18 protein-coding genes, 1 tRNA gene and 1 pseudogene are annotated in these 16,191 nt (G+C 68.0%); 13 read left to right on the top strand and 7 right to left on the bottom strand.

The window, feature by feature from the left end; all coding sequences use genetic code 11:
• The first annotated feature begins 5 nt into the window (after positions 1–5).
• Positions 6–782, top strand: coding sequence for a winged helix DNA-binding protein (locus AC3RXZ_RS11745; RefSeq protein WP_491494140.1), 777 nt, complete (start codon positions 6–8; stop codon positions 780–782).
• 75 nt (positions 783–857) lie between these two features.
• On the opposite strand, the gene AC3RXZ_RS11740 is transcribed toward AC3RXZ_RS11745, so the two are convergent.
• Together AC3RXZ_RS11740 and AC3RXZ_RS11735 are read right to left on the bottom strand one after the other, a co-directional pair.
• Positions 858–1,559, bottom strand: a complete 702-nt coding sequence (locus AC3RXZ_RS11740; protein ID WP_491494139.1) for a hypothetical protein — start codon at positions 1,557–1,559, stop codon at positions 858–860.
• Positions 1,560–1,623: 64 nt separating this feature from the next.
• A complete protein-coding gene (locus AC3RXZ_RS11735; protein ID WP_491494138.1) occupies positions 1,624–2,295 on the bottom strand; it encodes a TetR family transcriptional regulator C-terminal domain-containing protein in 672 nt (223 codons plus the stop codon).
• A gap of 73 nt (positions 2,296–2,368) precedes the next feature.
• Here AC3RXZ_RS11735 and AC3RXZ_RS11730 point away from each other — a divergent pair, with 73 nt between their 5' ends.
• Positions 2,369–3,250 carry an alpha/beta hydrolase gene (locus tag AC3RXZ_RS11730; RefSeq protein WP_491494137.1) on the top strand — a complete coding sequence of 294 codons (882 nt, stop codon included), beginning with the start codon at positions 2,369–2,371 and terminating at the stop codon, positions 3,248–3,250.
• A gap of 20 nt (positions 3,251–3,270) precedes the next feature.
• Here the strand turns inward: AC3RXZ_RS11730 and dcd are convergent, their stop codons facing one another.
• The gene (gene dcd, locus AC3RXZ_RS11725; protein ID WP_491494136.1) at positions 3,271–3,876 is read right to left on the bottom strand and encodes a dCTP deaminase; all 606 of its coding nucleotides are present in this window, start codon (positions 3,874–3,876) and stop codon (positions 3,271–3,273) included.
• Positions 3,877–3,902: 26 nt separating this feature from the next.
• Positions 3,903–4,478, bottom strand: coding sequence for a dihydrofolate reductase family protein (locus AC3RXZ_RS11720; RefSeq protein ID WP_491494135.1), 576 nt, complete (start codon positions 4,476–4,478; stop codon positions 3,903–3,905).
• Positions 4,479–4,609: 131 nt separating this feature from the next.
• Between AC3RXZ_RS11720 and AC3RXZ_RS11715 the strand changes: the two genes are divergently transcribed.
• The 9 genes from AC3RXZ_RS11715 to AC3RXZ_RS11675 all read left to right on the top strand — a co-directional run bounded on the left by AC3RXZ_RS11715 (position 4,610) and on the right by AC3RXZ_RS11675 (position 12,670).
• Positions 4,610–4,683 (top strand) — tRNA-Gly (locus tag AC3RXZ_RS11715).
• Between the two features lie 197 nt (positions 4,684–4,880).
• Complete coding sequence (locus AC3RXZ_RS11710; RefSeq protein WP_491494134.1) at positions 4,881–6,257, top strand: tyrosine-type recombinase/integrase; 1,377 nt, start codon at positions 4,881–4,883, stop codon at positions 6,255–6,257.
• 243 nt (positions 6,258–6,500) lie between these two features.
• Complete coding sequence (locus AC3RXZ_RS11705) at positions 6,501–6,962, top strand: hypothetical protein (protein ID WP_491494133.1); 462 nt, start codon at positions 6,501–6,503, stop codon at positions 6,960–6,962.
• Positions 6,963–7,105: 143 nt separating this feature from the next.
• Positions 7,106–7,318, top strand: coding sequence for a helix-turn-helix domain-containing protein (locus AC3RXZ_RS11700; RefSeq protein WP_491494132.1), 213 nt, complete (start codon positions 7,106–7,108; stop codon positions 7,316–7,318).
• Entirely contained in the window at positions 7,315–7,608 is a 294-nt protein-coding gene (locus tag AC3RXZ_RS11695; protein ID WP_491494131.1) for a hypothetical protein, read from the top strand. Before AC3RXZ_RS11700 ends, AC3RXZ_RS11695 begins: the two co-directional genes overlap by 4 nt.
• A 238-nt stretch (positions 7,609–7,846) precedes the next feature.
• On the top strand, positions 7,847–8,614 hold the full coding sequence (locus AC3RXZ_RS11690; RefSeq protein WP_491494130.1) for a bifunctional DNA primase/polymerase: 768 nt from the start codon (positions 7,847–7,849) through the stop codon (positions 8,612–8,614).
• Complete coding sequence (locus AC3RXZ_RS11685; RefSeq protein WP_491494129.1) at positions 8,611–9,840, top strand: hypothetical protein; 1,230 nt, start codon at positions 8,611–8,613, stop codon at positions 9,838–9,840. The genes AC3RXZ_RS11690 and AC3RXZ_RS11685 overlap by 4 nt, the downstream gene beginning before the upstream one ends.
• A gap of 439 nt (positions 9,841–10,279) precedes the next feature.
• A complete protein-coding gene (locus AC3RXZ_RS11680) occupies positions 10,280–11,230 on the top strand; it encodes a DUF5677 domain-containing protein (RefSeq protein ID WP_491494128.1) in 951 nt (316 codons plus the stop codon).
• A 57-nt stretch (positions 11,231–11,287) separates the two neighbouring features.
• Positions 11,288–12,670: a hypothetical protein gene (locus AC3RXZ_RS11675; RefSeq protein ID WP_491494127.1), complete on the top strand. Its 1,383-nt coding sequence runs from the start codon at positions 11,288–11,290 to the stop codon at positions 12,668–12,670.
• A gap of 215 nt (positions 12,671–12,885) precedes the next feature.
• Here AC3RXZ_RS11675 and AC3RXZ_RS11670 read toward each other — a convergent pair whose 3' ends face one another.
• On the bottom strand, positions 12,886–13,539 hold the full coding sequence (locus AC3RXZ_RS11670; protein WP_491494126.1) for a TetR/AcrR family transcriptional regulator: 654 nt from the start codon (positions 13,537–13,539) through the stop codon (positions 12,886–12,888).
• Between the two features lie 99 nt (positions 13,540–13,638).
• On the opposite strand from AC3RXZ_RS11670, the gene AC3RXZ_RS11665 reads away from it, so the two are divergent.
• A complete protein-coding gene (locus tag AC3RXZ_RS11665; protein WP_491494125.1) occupies positions 13,639–14,181 on the top strand; it encodes a dihydrofolate reductase family protein in 543 nt (180 codons plus the stop codon).
• Positions 14,182–14,543: 362 nt separating this feature from the next.
• On the opposite strand, the pseudogene AC3RXZ_RS11660 reads toward AC3RXZ_RS11665, so the two are convergent.
• Together AC3RXZ_RS11660 and AC3RXZ_RS11655 are read right to left on the bottom strand one after the other, a co-directional pair.
• Positions 14,544–14,828 (bottom strand): annotated as a pseudogene (locus AC3RXZ_RS11660) (2-oxo acid dehydrogenase subunit E2); the annotation flags it as partial.
• 33 nt (positions 14,829–14,861) lie between these two features.
• Positions 14,862–15,110: a DUF4190 domain-containing protein gene (locus tag AC3RXZ_RS11655; protein ID WP_491494124.1), complete on the bottom strand. Its 249-nt coding sequence runs from the start codon at positions 15,108–15,110 to the stop codon at positions 14,862–14,864.
• Between the two features lie 152 nt (positions 15,111–15,262).
• On the opposite strand from AC3RXZ_RS11655, the gene AC3RXZ_RS11650 reads away from it, so the two are divergent.
• Positions 15,263–16,191: DUF222 domain-containing protein (locus tag AC3RXZ_RS11650; RefSeq protein WP_491494123.1), on the top strand; the 929-nt coding region annotated here is incomplete at its 3' end.

Below are 16,191 nucleotides of genomic sequence, written 5' to 3'. Positions count from 1 at the left end.
TCCCCATGGAAACGCAGAACGAACAGAACCACGAACGCCCGATCGGATACTGGCTCAAGGCCACCGACCGCCTCCTGGCCGCCGAGTTCGCGCGCGCCTTCGAGGCCGAGGGCATCACGCGCCGCGAATGGCGACTGCTCAATGTCGTCGACGGCTCCGCGCCTGCTCAGCGCGCTCTCGACGAGCGCAAGCCCGGCCGCCTCATCGAGCTCGGCTGGATCGCTCCCTCGGACGAGGGCTGGACCCTCACCGAGGACGGACGCGCCGCCAAGGAGCGCCTCGGCACCGTCGTCGACGGCATCCGCGCCACGATCAGCGACGCCGTCGCCCCCGAGGACTACGCGACCACCATCGCGACGCTCGAGCAGATCTCACGCGCACTCGGCTGGGACGAGCACACCCCGCTCCCGCGCAAGCCCCGGGCCCACGGCCACCACGGACGCCATCGCTTCGGCGGACGCGGCTTCGGCCCCCACCGTGCGCACGGCTTCTCCGGGCACGGCTTCGAGCCGGATCCCCGGAACGGCTCCGAGCACGGATGCCGCGGACACCGCGGGTTCGGCCCGCACCGCGACGGCCACCCCGGACACGGCGACGGCGAGTTCTTCCCGCGCCACGGTCGCCGCGGCCACGAGTTCGTACACCGCGAGCGCGTCGAGAACGACGAGTTCGCCCCGAGCAGCGGTCACGACCACCCGCACCGCCGGTTCGCGCGCTTCGCGCAGCACGCGTACGAGCGCGGCTTCGACGCCGGCTTCCATCGCGGACGCGGCGCGTACTGACCCCATCCCGAGGCGTGCTCTCTCCGGGATGCGTGAATCATCGCGCATCCGACGGCGGAGCACGCCTCGCCGCGTCTACGGCCAGGTCGCCGAGAGAAGCGCCGGAACCTCTCCGCTCATCGACGACGGCCACGGCGGCGGAGCGGCATTGATCAGCACCACGACCGCGACGATCGCCGCCACGAGAAGCACCAGCAGCGCGGCGAACACGATGAGCGGCAGTGCGCGATATCCGGAACCGGCCGGCCCCTCCGGAGCGGCGAACGCCGCATCGCCGGGCACCGGGTCGGATGCCGCGGGCGGAGGAACCGCCGCGGCGGCCCGCACCGGTGCGGCGGGACGAGGACCCGGTACATCCGCTCCCGCGGCTTCCTGAGCACGCAGGGCGCCACGGGTCGGCGGCACGGGCGGGACGGCGGCGCCCGTCTCCGCGAGGAGAGCCGCGGCCGTGTCGCTCACCGGCGGTCCGTCCGGGTCCGCGTCGTCCGCGATTCCCAGCGCCTCCTCGTCCAGCGGCGGGATCGCCGGCGGTGCGGGAACGGCGAAGTCGGCGACCTCGGATTCCGCGACAGCCGCGGGGGCGGCATCCTCCGGGACGGCGACGGCGGACGGATCGGAATCCGACGCGTGCCGAGCAGCATCCTCCGTCTCGCCCGACGCGTCCGAGACCACGGCTCCTGGCACCTCGGCATCGACGGACGGCGATGGCGGCGGCGGCGGAAAGTCGCGCGCCTGCTCGTGGCCGGGTCTGGTCGGGTCCTCCTCGTCGCCGCTCACGCTCCGATCCTACGTCGCGCATGCCGCGGTGTCCCGGGTATCCGCGGAGCAGAGTCGAACCCGCTCAGCGACTCCCGGCATCTGGTGCCGTGAGGGGCGACAGCATCCGAGCATCCGCTCCCGCGGCGAGCAGGCGCTCGTGCATCCCCGCAGCGGCGAGCGCGTAGGGCGCATCGTCCCCGAAGAGGAGGGACCGGTTGTTCGCCTCCTGATCGAGCGCGATGAGGTGGAAGGCGAGCGCCTCGGCATCCGAAGCGGCGAGCGCGAGCTCACCGGCATCCGCCGCGTATCGGATCTGGGCCGCGACGTATCCGTACCACTCCGAGAGCGCTTCGCGCAGGGCGTCGCGCACAGGACCGGGCTTGGAGTCGATGTCGGCCGAGGTCGCCGCGAAGAAGCATCCGCCCTCGAAGGTGCGCTCACGTGAGTAGTCGAGGGCGCGGCGCATCAGCGCGACCAGGCGACTCAGCCCCCGGGGCTCGGCGCGCGACGGCTCGATGATCGTCGCGACGAAGACCTCCCGCGCGGCGGCGACCGTGGCCACCTGCAGCGACTGCTTGCTGCCGAAGAGAGTGGCGATGCTGCTCTTGCTGTGTCCCGACGTCTCGGCGAGCCGCCCGATGGTGAGGCCGTCGAGCCCCTCGACCGAGGCAAGGTGCGTGGCCCGCGACAGCACGCTGCGCCGGGAGGCGTCTCCGCGGGCTCGGCGGCCGTCGACGACAGGCGTTTCGGACATGCCTCTAGTGTACGAACGATCGTTCGTATAGTCTACGTACGATCGTTCGTATTGTTGGCCGAATCGAGGAAGCATGTCAACCGTCGTCCGCAGCATCCGCCTCGCCGATGCGATCTCTCCCGCCCTCGCCGGCGGGATCGCGTACCAGCTGTTCTTCCGCACGCGCCCGCGGATGCCGTTGCGCGACCGCGACGCCGCCACCGACCTCGCGGCCCGACGCGCGGAGCTGCGCGTGCGCGGACGCTCCGTCGTCGCCTACCAGTGGGGAACCGAGGACCGCCCCGTGCTCGTCGTGCACGGCTGGAAGGGACGAGCGACGCAGTTCGCCCCGCTCGTGCGCGAACTGCGGGCGCGCGGACGGAGCGTCGTGTCGTTCGACGCTCCGGCGCACGGCGCTTCACCCGGACGTCGCACGGACATCCGCGACTGGCTCGCCGCCATCGACGAGCTGCAGCGCCGGCACGGACCGTTCGCCGCGATCGTCGGGCACTCGGTCGGGGCGGTCGCCGCGCTGACCGCGGCGCGCACGTTCGCCCCGACACCCATGGTCGTCACGATCTCGGGCGCCGCGAGTCCGATCGCGATGGTCGACCAGTTCGCCGGGATGATCGGCCTGAGCCCCGGGGCACGCGCGGAGCTGGAACGCCGGTTCGCAGCGAGGATCGGCGAGTCGCCGGCATCCGTCCGAGAGCTCTTCGACGCGGCCGACGACCCGCTGCCGGACGGCACGAGCCTGCTCGTCGTCCACGGTCGCGATGATCGCGGGCTGCCGGACGAGGACTCGCTGCGCCTGCACCGTGCGCACGCGGACCGGTCCCGGATGTTGCGGCCGGTCGGGCTCGGTCATAACCGCATCCTGTCCGACGACGATGTGCTGGACGCCGTGGTCGAGGCGGTCACCGGCGGCCTCCCGGCGGACACGGTCGACAGGCCGGCCGACCTCGCGATCGGTTGAGTCTGCCGGACGCGCGGTGCTCAGCCGCCCAGGGAGCCGACGTCCGTGACGCCGACGTCGGTGCGGTGGAAGTTCTGGAAGGACCGGGATGCCGTCGGGCCGCGCTGCCCCTGGTAGCGGTTGCCGTACGGGCCGGAACCGTACGGGTTCTCGGCCGGAGACGTCAGACGGAAGAAGCAGAGCTGGCCGATCTTCATGCCGGGCCAGAGCTTGATCGGCAGCGTGGCGACGTTCGCGAGCTCGAGCGTGACGTGTCCGGTGAAGCCGGGGTCGATGAAGCCGGCCGTGGAGTGGGTGATGAGGCCGAGGCGGCCGAGCGAGGACTTCCCCTCCAGGCGCGCGGCGACGTCGTCCGGCAGCGTGACCTGTTCGAAGGTCGCACCGAGCGCGAACTCGCCGGGGTGCAGGATGAACGGCTCGTCCGGCGCGACCTCGATGAGGCGCGTGAGCTCGGGCTGATCCTCGGACGGATCGATGAACGGGTACTTGTGGTTGTCGAACAGCCGGAAGTAGCGGTCGAGCCGCACGTCGACGCTGGACGGCTGCACCATCGCCGGATCGTGCGGCGCGAGACCGATCCGGCCGGAGGCGAGTTCTGCGGTGATGTCGCGATCGCTGAGAAGCACGGGAACAGCCTAGTCGGGGCGCAGCCTCACACCGCAGTCGTGACCGGCGCCGGCCGGTAGCGCTGAGCGACGACACCCGACCGGAGCTCCTGCCGATCCACGAGATCGAGGCGGATGCGCTCGCGCAGCCCCGACAGCAGCGTCGGACCGTGCCCCGCGAGAACGGGATGCACGAGGAAGATGTACTCGTCGATGAGCCCCAGATCTGCCAGTGTGGCCGGAAGCGTCACGCCCCCGACGAACAGGCCTTGCCCCGGCTCCTGCTTGAGACGACGGACCTCCTGCTCCAGGTCGCCGCGCACGAGCTCCGCGTTCCAGTCGACGCTCCGGAGTGTTCTCGACACGACGTGCTTCTCGGCCCGGTCGATGGCCTCGGCGAACGGGACCTCCCAGCCGCTCATCCAGTCCGGCCAGACGCCCGCGGCCGGGCGCCGCCAGGCGGACTCCATCATCTCGTAGGTCACGCGGCCGAAGAGCAGCGCATCGGCGCGCGCCATCTCCGTCGTCCAGTACTGCATCGACTCCTCGTCGGGCGCGAGTCCCGCCTCGTGATGGCAGCAGCCGTCGAGCGTGACGTTGATCGCGTAGCGCAGTGGTCTCATCTCGTCGCTCTCCTTCGATGCGCACGGCTCTTCCGGCAGAGTACTCCGAGGGTGGCCCGCCGGTCCCGTCTTTGGCCTACGGGCGGCGTGCAGGTAGGCTTTCCGTTACCTGCTTCTTCGGATGCCGGTACGGGGCTGTAGTTCAATGGCAGAACTTCTGCTTCCCAAGCAGACAGCGCGGGTTCGATTCCCGTCAGCCCCTCCACTAGAGAAACACCTAGTCATCAATGATTTCTAGGATTCGCTGGTGGTCGGATTTGGGAGCGAGTTCAGACCCTCTCGTGGACTCCCGTGGACTCACGGGCCGAAATGAGGGGCCGACATGGCTACTGGTTCTGCTCACCTGCTCGACTCAATAGACGCACACTCCGCGTGCGTGACCGCTGTGGCGAGGGCCGCGCTGTGACCCGCCGCACCGCGACGCCGACGCGCCGCACGCCGGGCCAGCTCGGCACGGTCGAGCAATTGCCCTCGGGCCGCTGGCGCGCGTTCTACCGGCGCGATGGGCGCAAGTTCGCCGCGCCGCACACGTTCTCGACGCGGGCGGAGGGCACCGCCTGGCTGGCATCCGAGTTCGCCGACCGCACGCGCGGCACCTGGCGCGATCCCGAGGCGAGCCGGATCACGCTCGACGCCTACACCGCCGACTGGCTCGCCTCGCGCCCGGATCTCGCACCCCGCACGCTCGACACCTACGCGCGCAACGTGCGCCGATGGATCTCGCCGCGCATCGGGGCCGGTAGCGGATCCCGAGGCGTCGAGCTGGGCACGATGCACGTCGGCGATATCACGCCCGCTGTCGTACGTGCCTGGTATGCGGCGATCATCAAGACCGCGCGGGATGCCGCCGCGCGCCAGCTCGCACGCGATCGGGAGCGCTCCGAGCATCCCGCTCGCGTCTGGGCGCGGGCGCAGGGGATGCAGGTCGCCGCCACGGGGAAGATGCCCACCGCCGTGATGCAGGCGTGGCGCGAGGCCGGGGAGCCGCAGCCGCAGCGCGCGAACCTGCGCACGGTCGTGCCGCTCGATCAGGCCGGGGCGACGACTGCCGCGCAGGCGTATCGCGTACTGCGCGCGATCCTAACAACCGCCGTGACCGATGGACTGCTGACCGCTAACCCGTGCCAGATCAAGGGTGCGGGGCAAGTTGCCCACCGCGAGCGGGGCACCGCCTCGCCCGCCGAGGTCGCGCAGCTCGCCGCACTCATGCCGCCCCGCTATGCCGCCGCCGTGACGCTGGCCGCATGGTCTGGCCTGCGCTACGGCGAGCTGTTCGCGCTCGCTCGCCGTCATGTCGATCTCGACGCGGGCACGGTACGCGTCGAGCGCGCGCTCGAGCAAGTGCCCGGCCAACCGATCGGATTCGGCAAGACCAAGACCGACAAGAGCCGCCGCGTCGTGCACCTGCCCGCGTTCGTCGTGGACGCCCTCGCAGCGCACATGGCTGAGCACGTGGCGGAGCACGCCGATGCGCTGCTGTTCCCGATGCCGGATGGATCCCCAACGCCGAACGTGCGGATCTCGCTCGCATTCCGCCAGGCTCGCGCCGTCATCGGGCGCGAGGATCTGCACTGGCACGACCTGCGGCACACGGGCGCGATGCTCGCCTACCGCGCCGGGGCATCCCTGCCCGAGGTTCAGGCACGCCTCGGGCACACGACAATGCGCGCCGCGCAGATCTACGCACACGCCGCCGACGACTCTGACCGCGTGCTGGCCGAGCGCTTGAACGCTCTCTACGGCGACTCGGAGAGCATGCCGCGGTTACGAGCAATCTGAACTCTAACGTCAGAATTTCTGACCGCACATACCTACACAAACCTCCTCACATAGCGCGTGTCTTCATTTCGGGAACGTCGGCGGCATGTGCGTAACTGTCTGGCGACACACAACGTGAGAGGTAAACAAATGGGCAAGCTGAGCGGCGCGATAAGCGCCGTTCTGCGCGCCCTTTGGCCTCGCACCGCACACCCCGCGGACACTGCCCCTCGATTCGATACCGACGCCCAAGCCGGTAACAGCATGGCCGAGCTACACGCGGGCGATTTCCTGGCATGGGCATGGGCGGATGATGCTCACCCTGACGACCTCGGGGAGCTGCACCGCCGTGCCCTGCGCGATCGCGCACGCCAGGCGCTCGACCGCGACGCCGCCGAGATCGCACGGGGCCTCCGCCGCCGCGCCGCCGATATCGAGTGGGCCGCGCAGCAACTCCCGACTGATCACCCTCGCCGGGCCGCCGTGCGCGCCCTCGCCGCTCGCACGGGCGTACCGCTCGAGTACGTGCCCCTGCGCGAGCGCGCCGCCTCGCTCCGCGCCGAGCGCGAGCACGCCGCCCGCGAGCAGACCGCACTCATCACGGCATCCGTGCCCCTCGCGCTCCGCGAGGCGCACACGGGAGCCGCAATCGCCGCCCTGCGCGCCGCTGTCATTCAGCGCGTCACTCGCGCCCCTCGCGCCCCAGCGCCAGTCCGCCTGGCGTAGGCGCGCACCGAACACACCCTTATCGATCTAGACCGACGCTCTGCGCCGGTACGCGCCCTTAGAGCTGTCACAGCTCACGCCTACAGGCATCCCCGCATCCTGCGCCCTGCGCCGGTCATGTGACCCGAAAGGGAATGCCCAACATGGCTATTCGCAACACTCCCAGCACCGCCCCGACGCTCGAACTGCTCGACGTTCAGGGCATCGCCGACTATCTGAACGTCGCGCCGCGCACCGCTCGCCGCATCGTGTCCGATCGGCGCGTGCCGGTCGTCAAGATCGGCGCACTGGTGCGCGTGCACCGCGCCGACCTTGACGCCTACGTCGCGGCCAACACGGTGGAGGCGGCACGATGAGCGCCCCGCAGCGTTGGTACGTGCTCCGCGCCGCCGACCACGAGACACCGCCGCCCCTGCCCGCGTCTGCGCCGCTCAGCGCCCGACTCGTGCACGGCGTCTATTACGCGGTGACCCCCGAGATCCGCGCCGCTATCCGCGCCGGTCACAACTCGCGCGCCGTGGGGATTGCGTTCGATCAGATCGACGCCCGCGCACTGGTGCCCTTGCGTCTGTCGCGCCGCGAGCGGGGCCAGGGAATCGCATACCTGGTGAAACTCGAGGCGAGCCGAGGCGGGGTGCTGTCGTGAGCGTCAGCCGCGCCGCACAAGATGCCCACCGCCAGCGCGCCGAGCACCTGCGAGCGCGTGCCGCAGCTCTGCCTGCAATCGGATCCCCAGCGCGCCGAGCTTGAGCGCGAGGCCGAGCACGCCGATGCCCGCGCCCGAACCGTGCGCAGCGCTCGCGTGCGCAAGCGCGACCGGTCAACTGCGCTCGCGTCATGCTCGCACGGGTGCTCGACCCGTTGCCGTCAGGGGGTGGCAACCGATGCCCACTCGTGACGATGCGCTACGGCTCGCCGCCGCTGGCTGGCCGATCATCCCGCTTCGGGGCAAGATCCCGACGACCGCACACGGGGTGAAAGATGCCACGACCGATCCCGAGCAGATCACGCGCTGGTGGCCGGGTCGAGCGCAACACAACATCGGGGCGCGCGTGCCCCGCTCGCTCGTGGTGCTCGATATCGACCCGCAGAACGGCGGGAGCCTCGCGGCGCTCACCGAGGCCGCAGGCGTGCACCTGCCGCGCACTCTGACCGTGCATTCTGGCCGGGGTACGGGCGGGCGACACTTGTACTTCCTGAATCCGGGCGGGCCGCTGTCATCGACTCGCTTGCCTGCGGGGATCGATGTGAAAACCGAGACTGGCTATCTGGTGATGCCGCCGAGCTTGCACCCTGCCACGGGGCAGCCGTACAGGTGGGAATCTGCGCCGCCCGCGCACCTGCCCACTGCTCTGCGCGAGCTACTGCGCCCCGCAGTCGCTCGACCCGCGCCCGTCGTCCCTGCGCCCCGCACGAGCGGATCAAGCAGGCTGAGCGAGCGCGCCGCGCACCTGGCTAAGTTCGTTCAGGATGCGCCGGAGGGCACCCGTAACGGGCGGCTCTACTGGGCCGCCTGCCAGGCGATCCGCGATGGTCACGACGCTATGACGTTCGATCTGCTCGAGGGCGCGGCGATGGTCGCAGGCCTGAGCGAGACCGAGGCGCGCCGCACGATCACAAGCGCCCGCCGCACGATGGGCCAGGCGTCGTGAGCGAGGCGGTGCCGGTCGTGCCCGTGTCTGTCGAGCCGTCGCCGCGCACGGTGCAGGCACGGTCTGCGTTCGGGGATCTGCCCGAGCCGGGGGCGGTGTGGGCGTGTGACCGCCCCGAGCTGGCCGCGATTCGTTATGAGGCGCGACGCCGCATCGCCTCACCGTGGGCGGTGCTCGGGGCGGCGATCATCAGATCCTTGCTCACGATTCCGTATGCCGTCCGGTATCGGTCGGCACTGCACCCCGAGGGCACTCCGCTGAATCTGGCCGTGGCGCTGGTCGGGCGCTCGGGGGCGGGCAAGTCCACGGCGATCCGGGGCGCAGCCTGCGCCGTCACGTTCGCCGGGGAGGACGTGCCCTCCCCTGCCGCCGCGCGCAGCGGTGAGGGCATCGCCACGATGCTGGGCAGGATGCACACGGCGAAAGATGAGCCGCCCGAGCTGGTCTGGGCGCGCCCGGATCACGCCGTCTGGCTGCACTGGGATGAGGTCGGCCAGCTCGGCGAGCAGGGCGCGCGTACCGGCTCGACCGTGATGGAATCGATCAAGTCTGTGACCTCGGGCGAGAGCATCGGCGGGCAGAACGCCAAGGGTGACGGCGTGACCATTCCGGGCGGCAGCTATCGCGCTGTGCTGACCGTGGCCGTACAACCGGGCCGGGCCGGCCCGCTGCTGAGTGACGGTGCCGTGGCGGGCGGTCTGTCGGCTCGGTTCGTCTGGCTGGTGGCCGAGGATCCCGAGGCAGCGGATGCCCCTCGCCCGACCGTCGAGCATCCGCCCGTGCAGGTGCCCCTCGCGCAGTGGGATCGGGTGCAATACGTGGACGCCCTGCCCGAGATGGACGCGGCGCATGAGGCGGATACGCGAGCGGCGCACCGAGGCGAGCGGGAACCGATCAATAGCCGCGTGCTGCTGAATCGGGCGATCATCGCCATTGCCCTGGCGAACATGGCAGGGCGCTCGGCGCTCATCGATGATGACTGGCACCTGGCAGGGGCGGTGCTTGCTCACTCGCTCGCCACGCTCGACGCGGTGGCCGACGTGCTGGCTGAGCCGGACGATGCAGAGCAGGTGCGGGCGCAGCGCGTCGAGCAACGTCTACGCGATCGCCTGGCCGACATGCAGGCGCAGGGACTCCCGTTCCATGAGGCGCGGCGCAAGCTGTCGAGAGCGCAGGGCGACAGGCTCACCGAGCTACTGCACGGGGCGCAGTTTGTCCCGTGGTGAGATCGCGTGTTATGGTCGTCAGACCTTGGGGGCCTTATAGGGGGGCCAGGGGGGTGGTGTATCTACAGGCGTTAGATCACCGCAGGTAGGTGAGCATTCTCCCCCGCACACCCGCCCGACCGAGCCGAGATCCGAGATGATGCGCCCCGCATCCGCTGGCAGACAGCGACGATGCGGGGCGCATCGTCGTGTGGCGATCCGGTGTGGCGGGTGTGTGGCGGCCAGTGTGGCGGCCATCAATCGCCACTAAATCCCAGGTCAGACATTATTTCCGGTCTCGGTGTGGCGGTGCGGCGTGCGTGGCAGTCACTCTCACTCTCGCCCGCAAGGGGCCGTTTTTCTGAGAGGCACCCCCAGACCACCCCGCCCCAGTCGGCATTCTCACCGATCACGAGCCGAAATACTCCACCCGCGCCCTTGCACGCCAGAGAATAGCCCCGTGAACCTCGACCTGGATTTCGAAATCGGATGGACCCCCGAAGACCCGCTGGCGTTCGGGACGGCGCGGCTAATCAGTGGAGAACGCGACGCCATCATTCGCGAAGTCCGAGCACGAAGGGATGCCCACGTCGCATCATTCCGCGAGAGCCGCGGTCGACAACTCGACTCGTTCCTTCTCCTACTCGCCGTTGCTGGGGACGCCGTCGATTGGACGGTCGGGCACATCAACGGTTCGCTGGGTGACGACGACGAAGACAAACAGTTCGCGCTGTACTACGAGACCCTCTTCGTCCTCTCGCGCCGAGCACTCACGACAGCCACGGAGATATACGAACTCCTTACCAACGATCTCATCGCTGGCGCAAAGGGCCGGCTTCGAACATTGGAAGAGATATTCCTGGTTGCGGCAATCCTCGCCGTTCACGGCCAGCCGGACGGCGACCACCCCGATCTAGTTCAGCGGTACCGCGAGCACCACAAAGTCTTTGCTCGAAGCCTCGCGGAAGAGATGCTGGCCAGCGGGAATCTTGGCCAAGGACACGCGCTTGACGAAGAAACCCTCCGCGGCCTCGAAACACAACGGGACAGGCTGGTCGCTGCGTATGGAAAGGAGTACAAGACGCTTTGGGGTTGGGCGGCATGCCTGCTTCCCCCGAGGACCAAGCTGACATTCGGCAAGCTCTCCGAGCTGGTCGAAATCAATCTGGCGAGTTCGAACAGCCTGGGAAGCCGACACGTTCATGCAAGCTCGGAGGGCTGGCACGAGGCCGTCGAGCAAGATTCGGAGTTCAGCTTCAATTACGTGGCGACACTGACTAGTGGCTACCTGTACATGACTCTTGAGGCGGTCATCCCCATAAAGTCCCAACCCGAACACGGGGATCCGGACACGACGGGCTCCGACTGGCTGGCCGCACTCCACATGCTGGTCCTCGAGATGCGAACCTGACAGACACTCACGCCCGCGAGGTTGCAGACAGCCATGCGATCCATGCATTCTTCTGCGATGAGCTCTCTGCGCGACGGCCGCCCCGTTTACGTCCTCGGAGCGGGCTTCTCGCGCGCAGTCCATGAAAGGATGCCGCTCACCGACGAGCTTGGTGAAGCGATCCGCGCCGAGCTGCGGCATGACTGGCCAAGTGGGTACGACGGCTCTTCCTTTGAGGAGCAGCTGACTGTTCTGTCAACAGCACTGCCGTTCCTTGAAGGCTACGAAAACACCGCCCGGCGCGCCCTAGCTGAACGGATAACCGCGCAACTCGCAAAAGAGCTAGAGCATCGCGCCGCCCTTGTAACCAGCGACAAAGCCCCCCTTTGGCTGCTACAGCTGGTCGCACTTTGGCATGCGGAGAATGCCACCGTTCTTACCTTCAACTACGACACCCTTGTCGAGCACGCAGTCACCACCCTGCGTCCAGTCACCATCGAAGGGCGTTCGATGGACTACGTGCACGGCTCACGCGTTGTATTTCCGGCGCCTCCACCCGCTGCGACGATCACGTTCCGCGACCAGCACGGCCCCACCACTGGTTCATTCCGCCTGCTGAAGTTGCATGGTTCCCTGAACTGGTACTGGTCAGTTGGCGACGGCAACACGCTGGTTCGCACCCCGTACATAGAGGGGTTCAGCGAAGAACCGGATCATCGCGCGGCCGAATTCAGCGGCATTCGCTTCCTGGATCGATTCCTCGTGCCACCTGTGCTTGCCAAGGACAGCTATTACAACGTAAACCTCATTCACATGCTTTGGCGGGAAGCATACGAGTCCGTCGTCTCAGCCCGCAGCCTCACCATCGTCGGATACTCGATGCCCAAGGGAGACCGCGTTGCCGCCGACCTTGTCCGGAATCTGCCTAGCGGTGCCATCGCTGACATTGTCAACTACGCCACGGGATCTGTCGCCGACCCGGACAGTCCCATCGGACGCGCGGACGCTGTGGGGCTTCAGGTCGGGGCGACCTATGACGGCCAGCATGCGGTGAAGGAATACGTTTCCTGCCGTCTGGCGGCAGCCGTAGCCGATCTCAAAGATTCACCGCTTATCCGTGAGCTTTCCGGCGCCGCCGTCGTGGCTTCCGTCTATGTTGAGGGATCGAACTCGAGCCCGCGATCGTTCGCGATACGGATGTCCGAATCGGGCCCCGAGGGCGTGGAGTTCTTGAGGAGCAAGGCCGCCGAGGGGAACTCGGTTCTCGAACTTGCTCTGTCCGGCCTTAACGCGAGCACGACAGCGCGCGACGATTTCTTAGACGGTCCTCGCTTTGCGCGGACGCTCGATTCTGATCTTCCGACTATTGAGCTCGCCGGCCGTCAATACATCCCGATCGCCGCGCGGAGACTCCGCCTGGGGAACGAGGACGTCATAGAACTATCAACCGCGCCGGCATAGCCGGTGGAGCGACGAGGCCAATCTCGTGGACTCGCGTGGACTCCACCCCGGTAAGTCGCGGTTCTCAGCGGTAAACGGATGTTATGGTGATTTCGCGCCTGATCACGAATTTCCGCGAGATGACGCAACACTTTGAGGGTGGTCTGGACAGCTTCCCAAGCAGACAGCGCGGGTTCGATTCCCGTCAGCCCCTCCACCACCTGTCGCATTTGCCCCTACCCGTCGCGAGCCGGCGTTCGGTTCTCGACTGGCTTGCCGTAGCGCCTGGCCATGGTGAGCGCGGCTTCGTCGATCACCCGGAGTTGTTCCTCATCCGTGATCGTCCACGTGCCGTGCACGAGACGCGGCCAGAAGATCGCGGACGCGATCATGCCCAGGAACTGCGCGGAGGCGATGTCCAGGTCGTCGATGTCGACGCTCCCCGCCGCGCGCTGCGCCTGCAGATAGCCGCGGAGGGACGAAAGCACAGGCAGCGTACCGAAATCGAAGGTGCGCTCCCTCAGCTCGGGGAATCTCGGCGACTCAGCGATCACGATCCGCATCAGCGCGACCATGTGGGGACGGGACAGTAGCTCCGCGTAGGCACGCCCGAGCGCGACCAGGCCACGACGGAAGTCCCCCGTCGGCATGGCGACCGGCTCCGAATCGGAGCTTCCACCCGCCGCGAGCACCGTCGCCTCGAACAGCGCGGCCTTCGTGGGGAACTGCTTGAACAAGGTCGCCTTCGACACACCTGCCCCTTCGGCGACTCGCGCCAACGACGTGCGGTCGTATCCGGAATCGAGGAACAGGCGAACAGCGGCGTCGAGGATCTTCTCACGGTTCGTCGCCGCGACACCGCGGTGATATGCGGACAGTGGGCGCGACATGGTCCCAGTATGACACGGAGGTGAGTTGCTTGACTCATGTCTGATCGGCCCTTAGATTGATGGTGAGTCATCTGACTCACCATCACGAGGGAGAGATTCATGAGTCGAGTAATCGTGCACGCGACGATGACGGTCGACGGATTCATCGCCGACACCGAGGGCGGAGTCGACTGGATGTTCGGACGACCGTCCGCGCCCGAGGACGACGACGTCGTCATGAAGGTCGTCGAACGGATCGGCGCCGTCGTCGGCGGAGCGAACAAGACGCAGACCATCGACGAAGGAGAGATCCCCTACGGTGGGATGATCAAGGTGCCCGTGTACCTCATGACGCACACGCCTCACGCCCCCATCGAGCGGGACGGCGTCACATACACCTTCATCGTCGACGACGTCGCGGACGCCGTCGAGTCTGCCCGACGAGCAGCGGGAGACAAATGGGTGAGCCTGCTGGGCGGCAGCATCTCCCGCCAGTGCCTCCAGCTCGGACTCGTCGACGAACTCCATCTCGACATCGCGCCGGTGCTCCTCGGCAACGGCATCCCGCTGTTCGCAGGCCTCGAGAACCGTATCGAGCTGGAACGCCTCGAGACATCAGCCTTCGCAAGCGAGACTCACCTGCGCTACCGCGTAATCCGGTAATCCGCACCGCGAAGTCACCGTCCGCTGGGTTCGCTTTCGGTGATGGACGCGCGGACGGCGACAGGACTGGACACGATCCGGCATGGCCGGATGCGATGGGGTCCGCCGTACGGGGGACGCGGTGGACGGGTGTCTCTCGTATCGTCGAAGGCATGACCGACATCAATCCCAAGCTCGGCGATGACGTCGACGCGCCCGGCGGACGAGGCAGCATCATCGACGTGAGAGCCACGCCATCGGGCAAATGGATCTACGGTGTGGAGAATGCCACCGGCGAGGTGAGCTACTACACGAGCCGGCACTCCGCCCCACCCAGGGCTGACCGTAGCCACGCGTCACGCGTCCCTTCATCATCGCTCCGCTCAGACGAGGATGTTCATCGGCTGCTCGATCAGGGCTCTGAGCGATCGCAGGAACTGCGCGGCGAGGGCTCCGTCGATGATGCGATGGTCAGCGGACAGCGTCAGTCGCATCCGATGCCGCGCCTCGACGACCCCGTCGCGCACGACAGCCTCCGGTGACGCGCTGCCGACCGCGAGGATCGCGCCCTCGGGCGGGTTGATGATCGCCGTGAACTGCTCCACCTCGTACATGCCGAGATTGCTGATCGTGAAGGTGCCTCCGGACATCTGAGATGCGCTGAGACTCTGCGACTGCGTAGAGCAAGGTGCCGCCGCACGTCAACTGATCGCCTGGAAGAACAGCGAGAACCACAGCGCGAAGAACGCGATCTGACCGAGGGTGCCGAGGATCCCGATCACCATGGCCCATCGAGCGAGTCCACGGCCCTGCTCGACGTTCCCCGGGGCATCGAGTTGGCGGCGCGCGAACACGGAAAGGATGGCCCCGGCCAGCGGGCTGACGAAAGCTGCGATGAACCCGACCAGCGCCAGGGTGTTCATCCTCGCCGGGGCGTCAGTGGTGGTCACGCGTTCAGACTAGGGCGTTCAGACTGGACGTGTCGACAGACCGTCGGATCGCCCGCCGACGCCAGCATCGCGCTCGCGCTCCCGTCGATGGTTTCGAACATTTCTTTCGTAGTTATCTTCCATTCTTGGCCCAGATCGGCTAATCTGGATGCATGACGATGACGCATCTGGATGCCCTGCACGAGGCGGTTTCCCGCCTCGACGCTGTGTGGGCGGATGCCGAGGACGCCGCGCACCTCGACCGGGCGGCGCTGATCGCGGCCAATGAGGTCCTGGGGCGGTTGCGTCGCGTGACGGACGGCCTTCAGGCGGAGGTTGCGGCCGGGATCGCGCATGAGTCGCGCACAGAACTGGGTGCCGAGTCCCTGGCGAAGCAGCACGGGTTCCGTACGGCGGCGAAGCTGATCGCCGCGACCACCGGAGCGTCCTCCACGGACGCGAGCCGGCTGGTCACGGTCGGCGAGGCCACCGCGACGCGCAGCGATCTGCTGGGCGCACCACTGCCGGCGAAGCATCCGGCGGTGCGCGAGGCACTGAACACCGGGTCGCTCGGCGCGCCCGCAGCGGCGCTGATCGTGGAGCTGCTCGATCGCGTGCAGTTCCGTGTCGCTGCAGACGACCTGCAGGATGCCGAACGACTGCTCGTGGACAAGGCCACGGCGCTGTCCCTGGACGAGGTCCGCAAATTGATCGCTCGCGCCGAAGCACATCTGGATCCGGACGGCATCGCACCGCGGGAAGAGAATGCCCGCGCCCAGAACTCACTGGTGTTCTCCGAACGACGCGGACGCCTCCATCTCGAGGCCGACTTCGACCTGCCGACCGGCGCCACGATCAAGGCGGCGCTGGAAGGGCACACCACTGCCGTGTTCGCCTCCCGTGCGAACGCGATCGATCCGGATGCCCCCGACGCCGACCGTCGCACGATCGCGCAGATCCGCGCGGAGGGCCTCGCGCTGATCTGTTCGCACGCTCTCGGTTGCGACAATGACGCTCCGGCCCTCGCCGGAGCCACCGTCATCGTCCGCGTCAACCTCGACGACCTCACCACCGGCACCGGATACGGCACCATCGACGGCAT

Source organism: Microbacterium cucumeris (genome assembly GCF_058349845.2).
The sequence above is the reverse complement of the archived record's forward strand: the minus strand, read 5'-3'. Positions and strand labels throughout refer to the sequence as shown.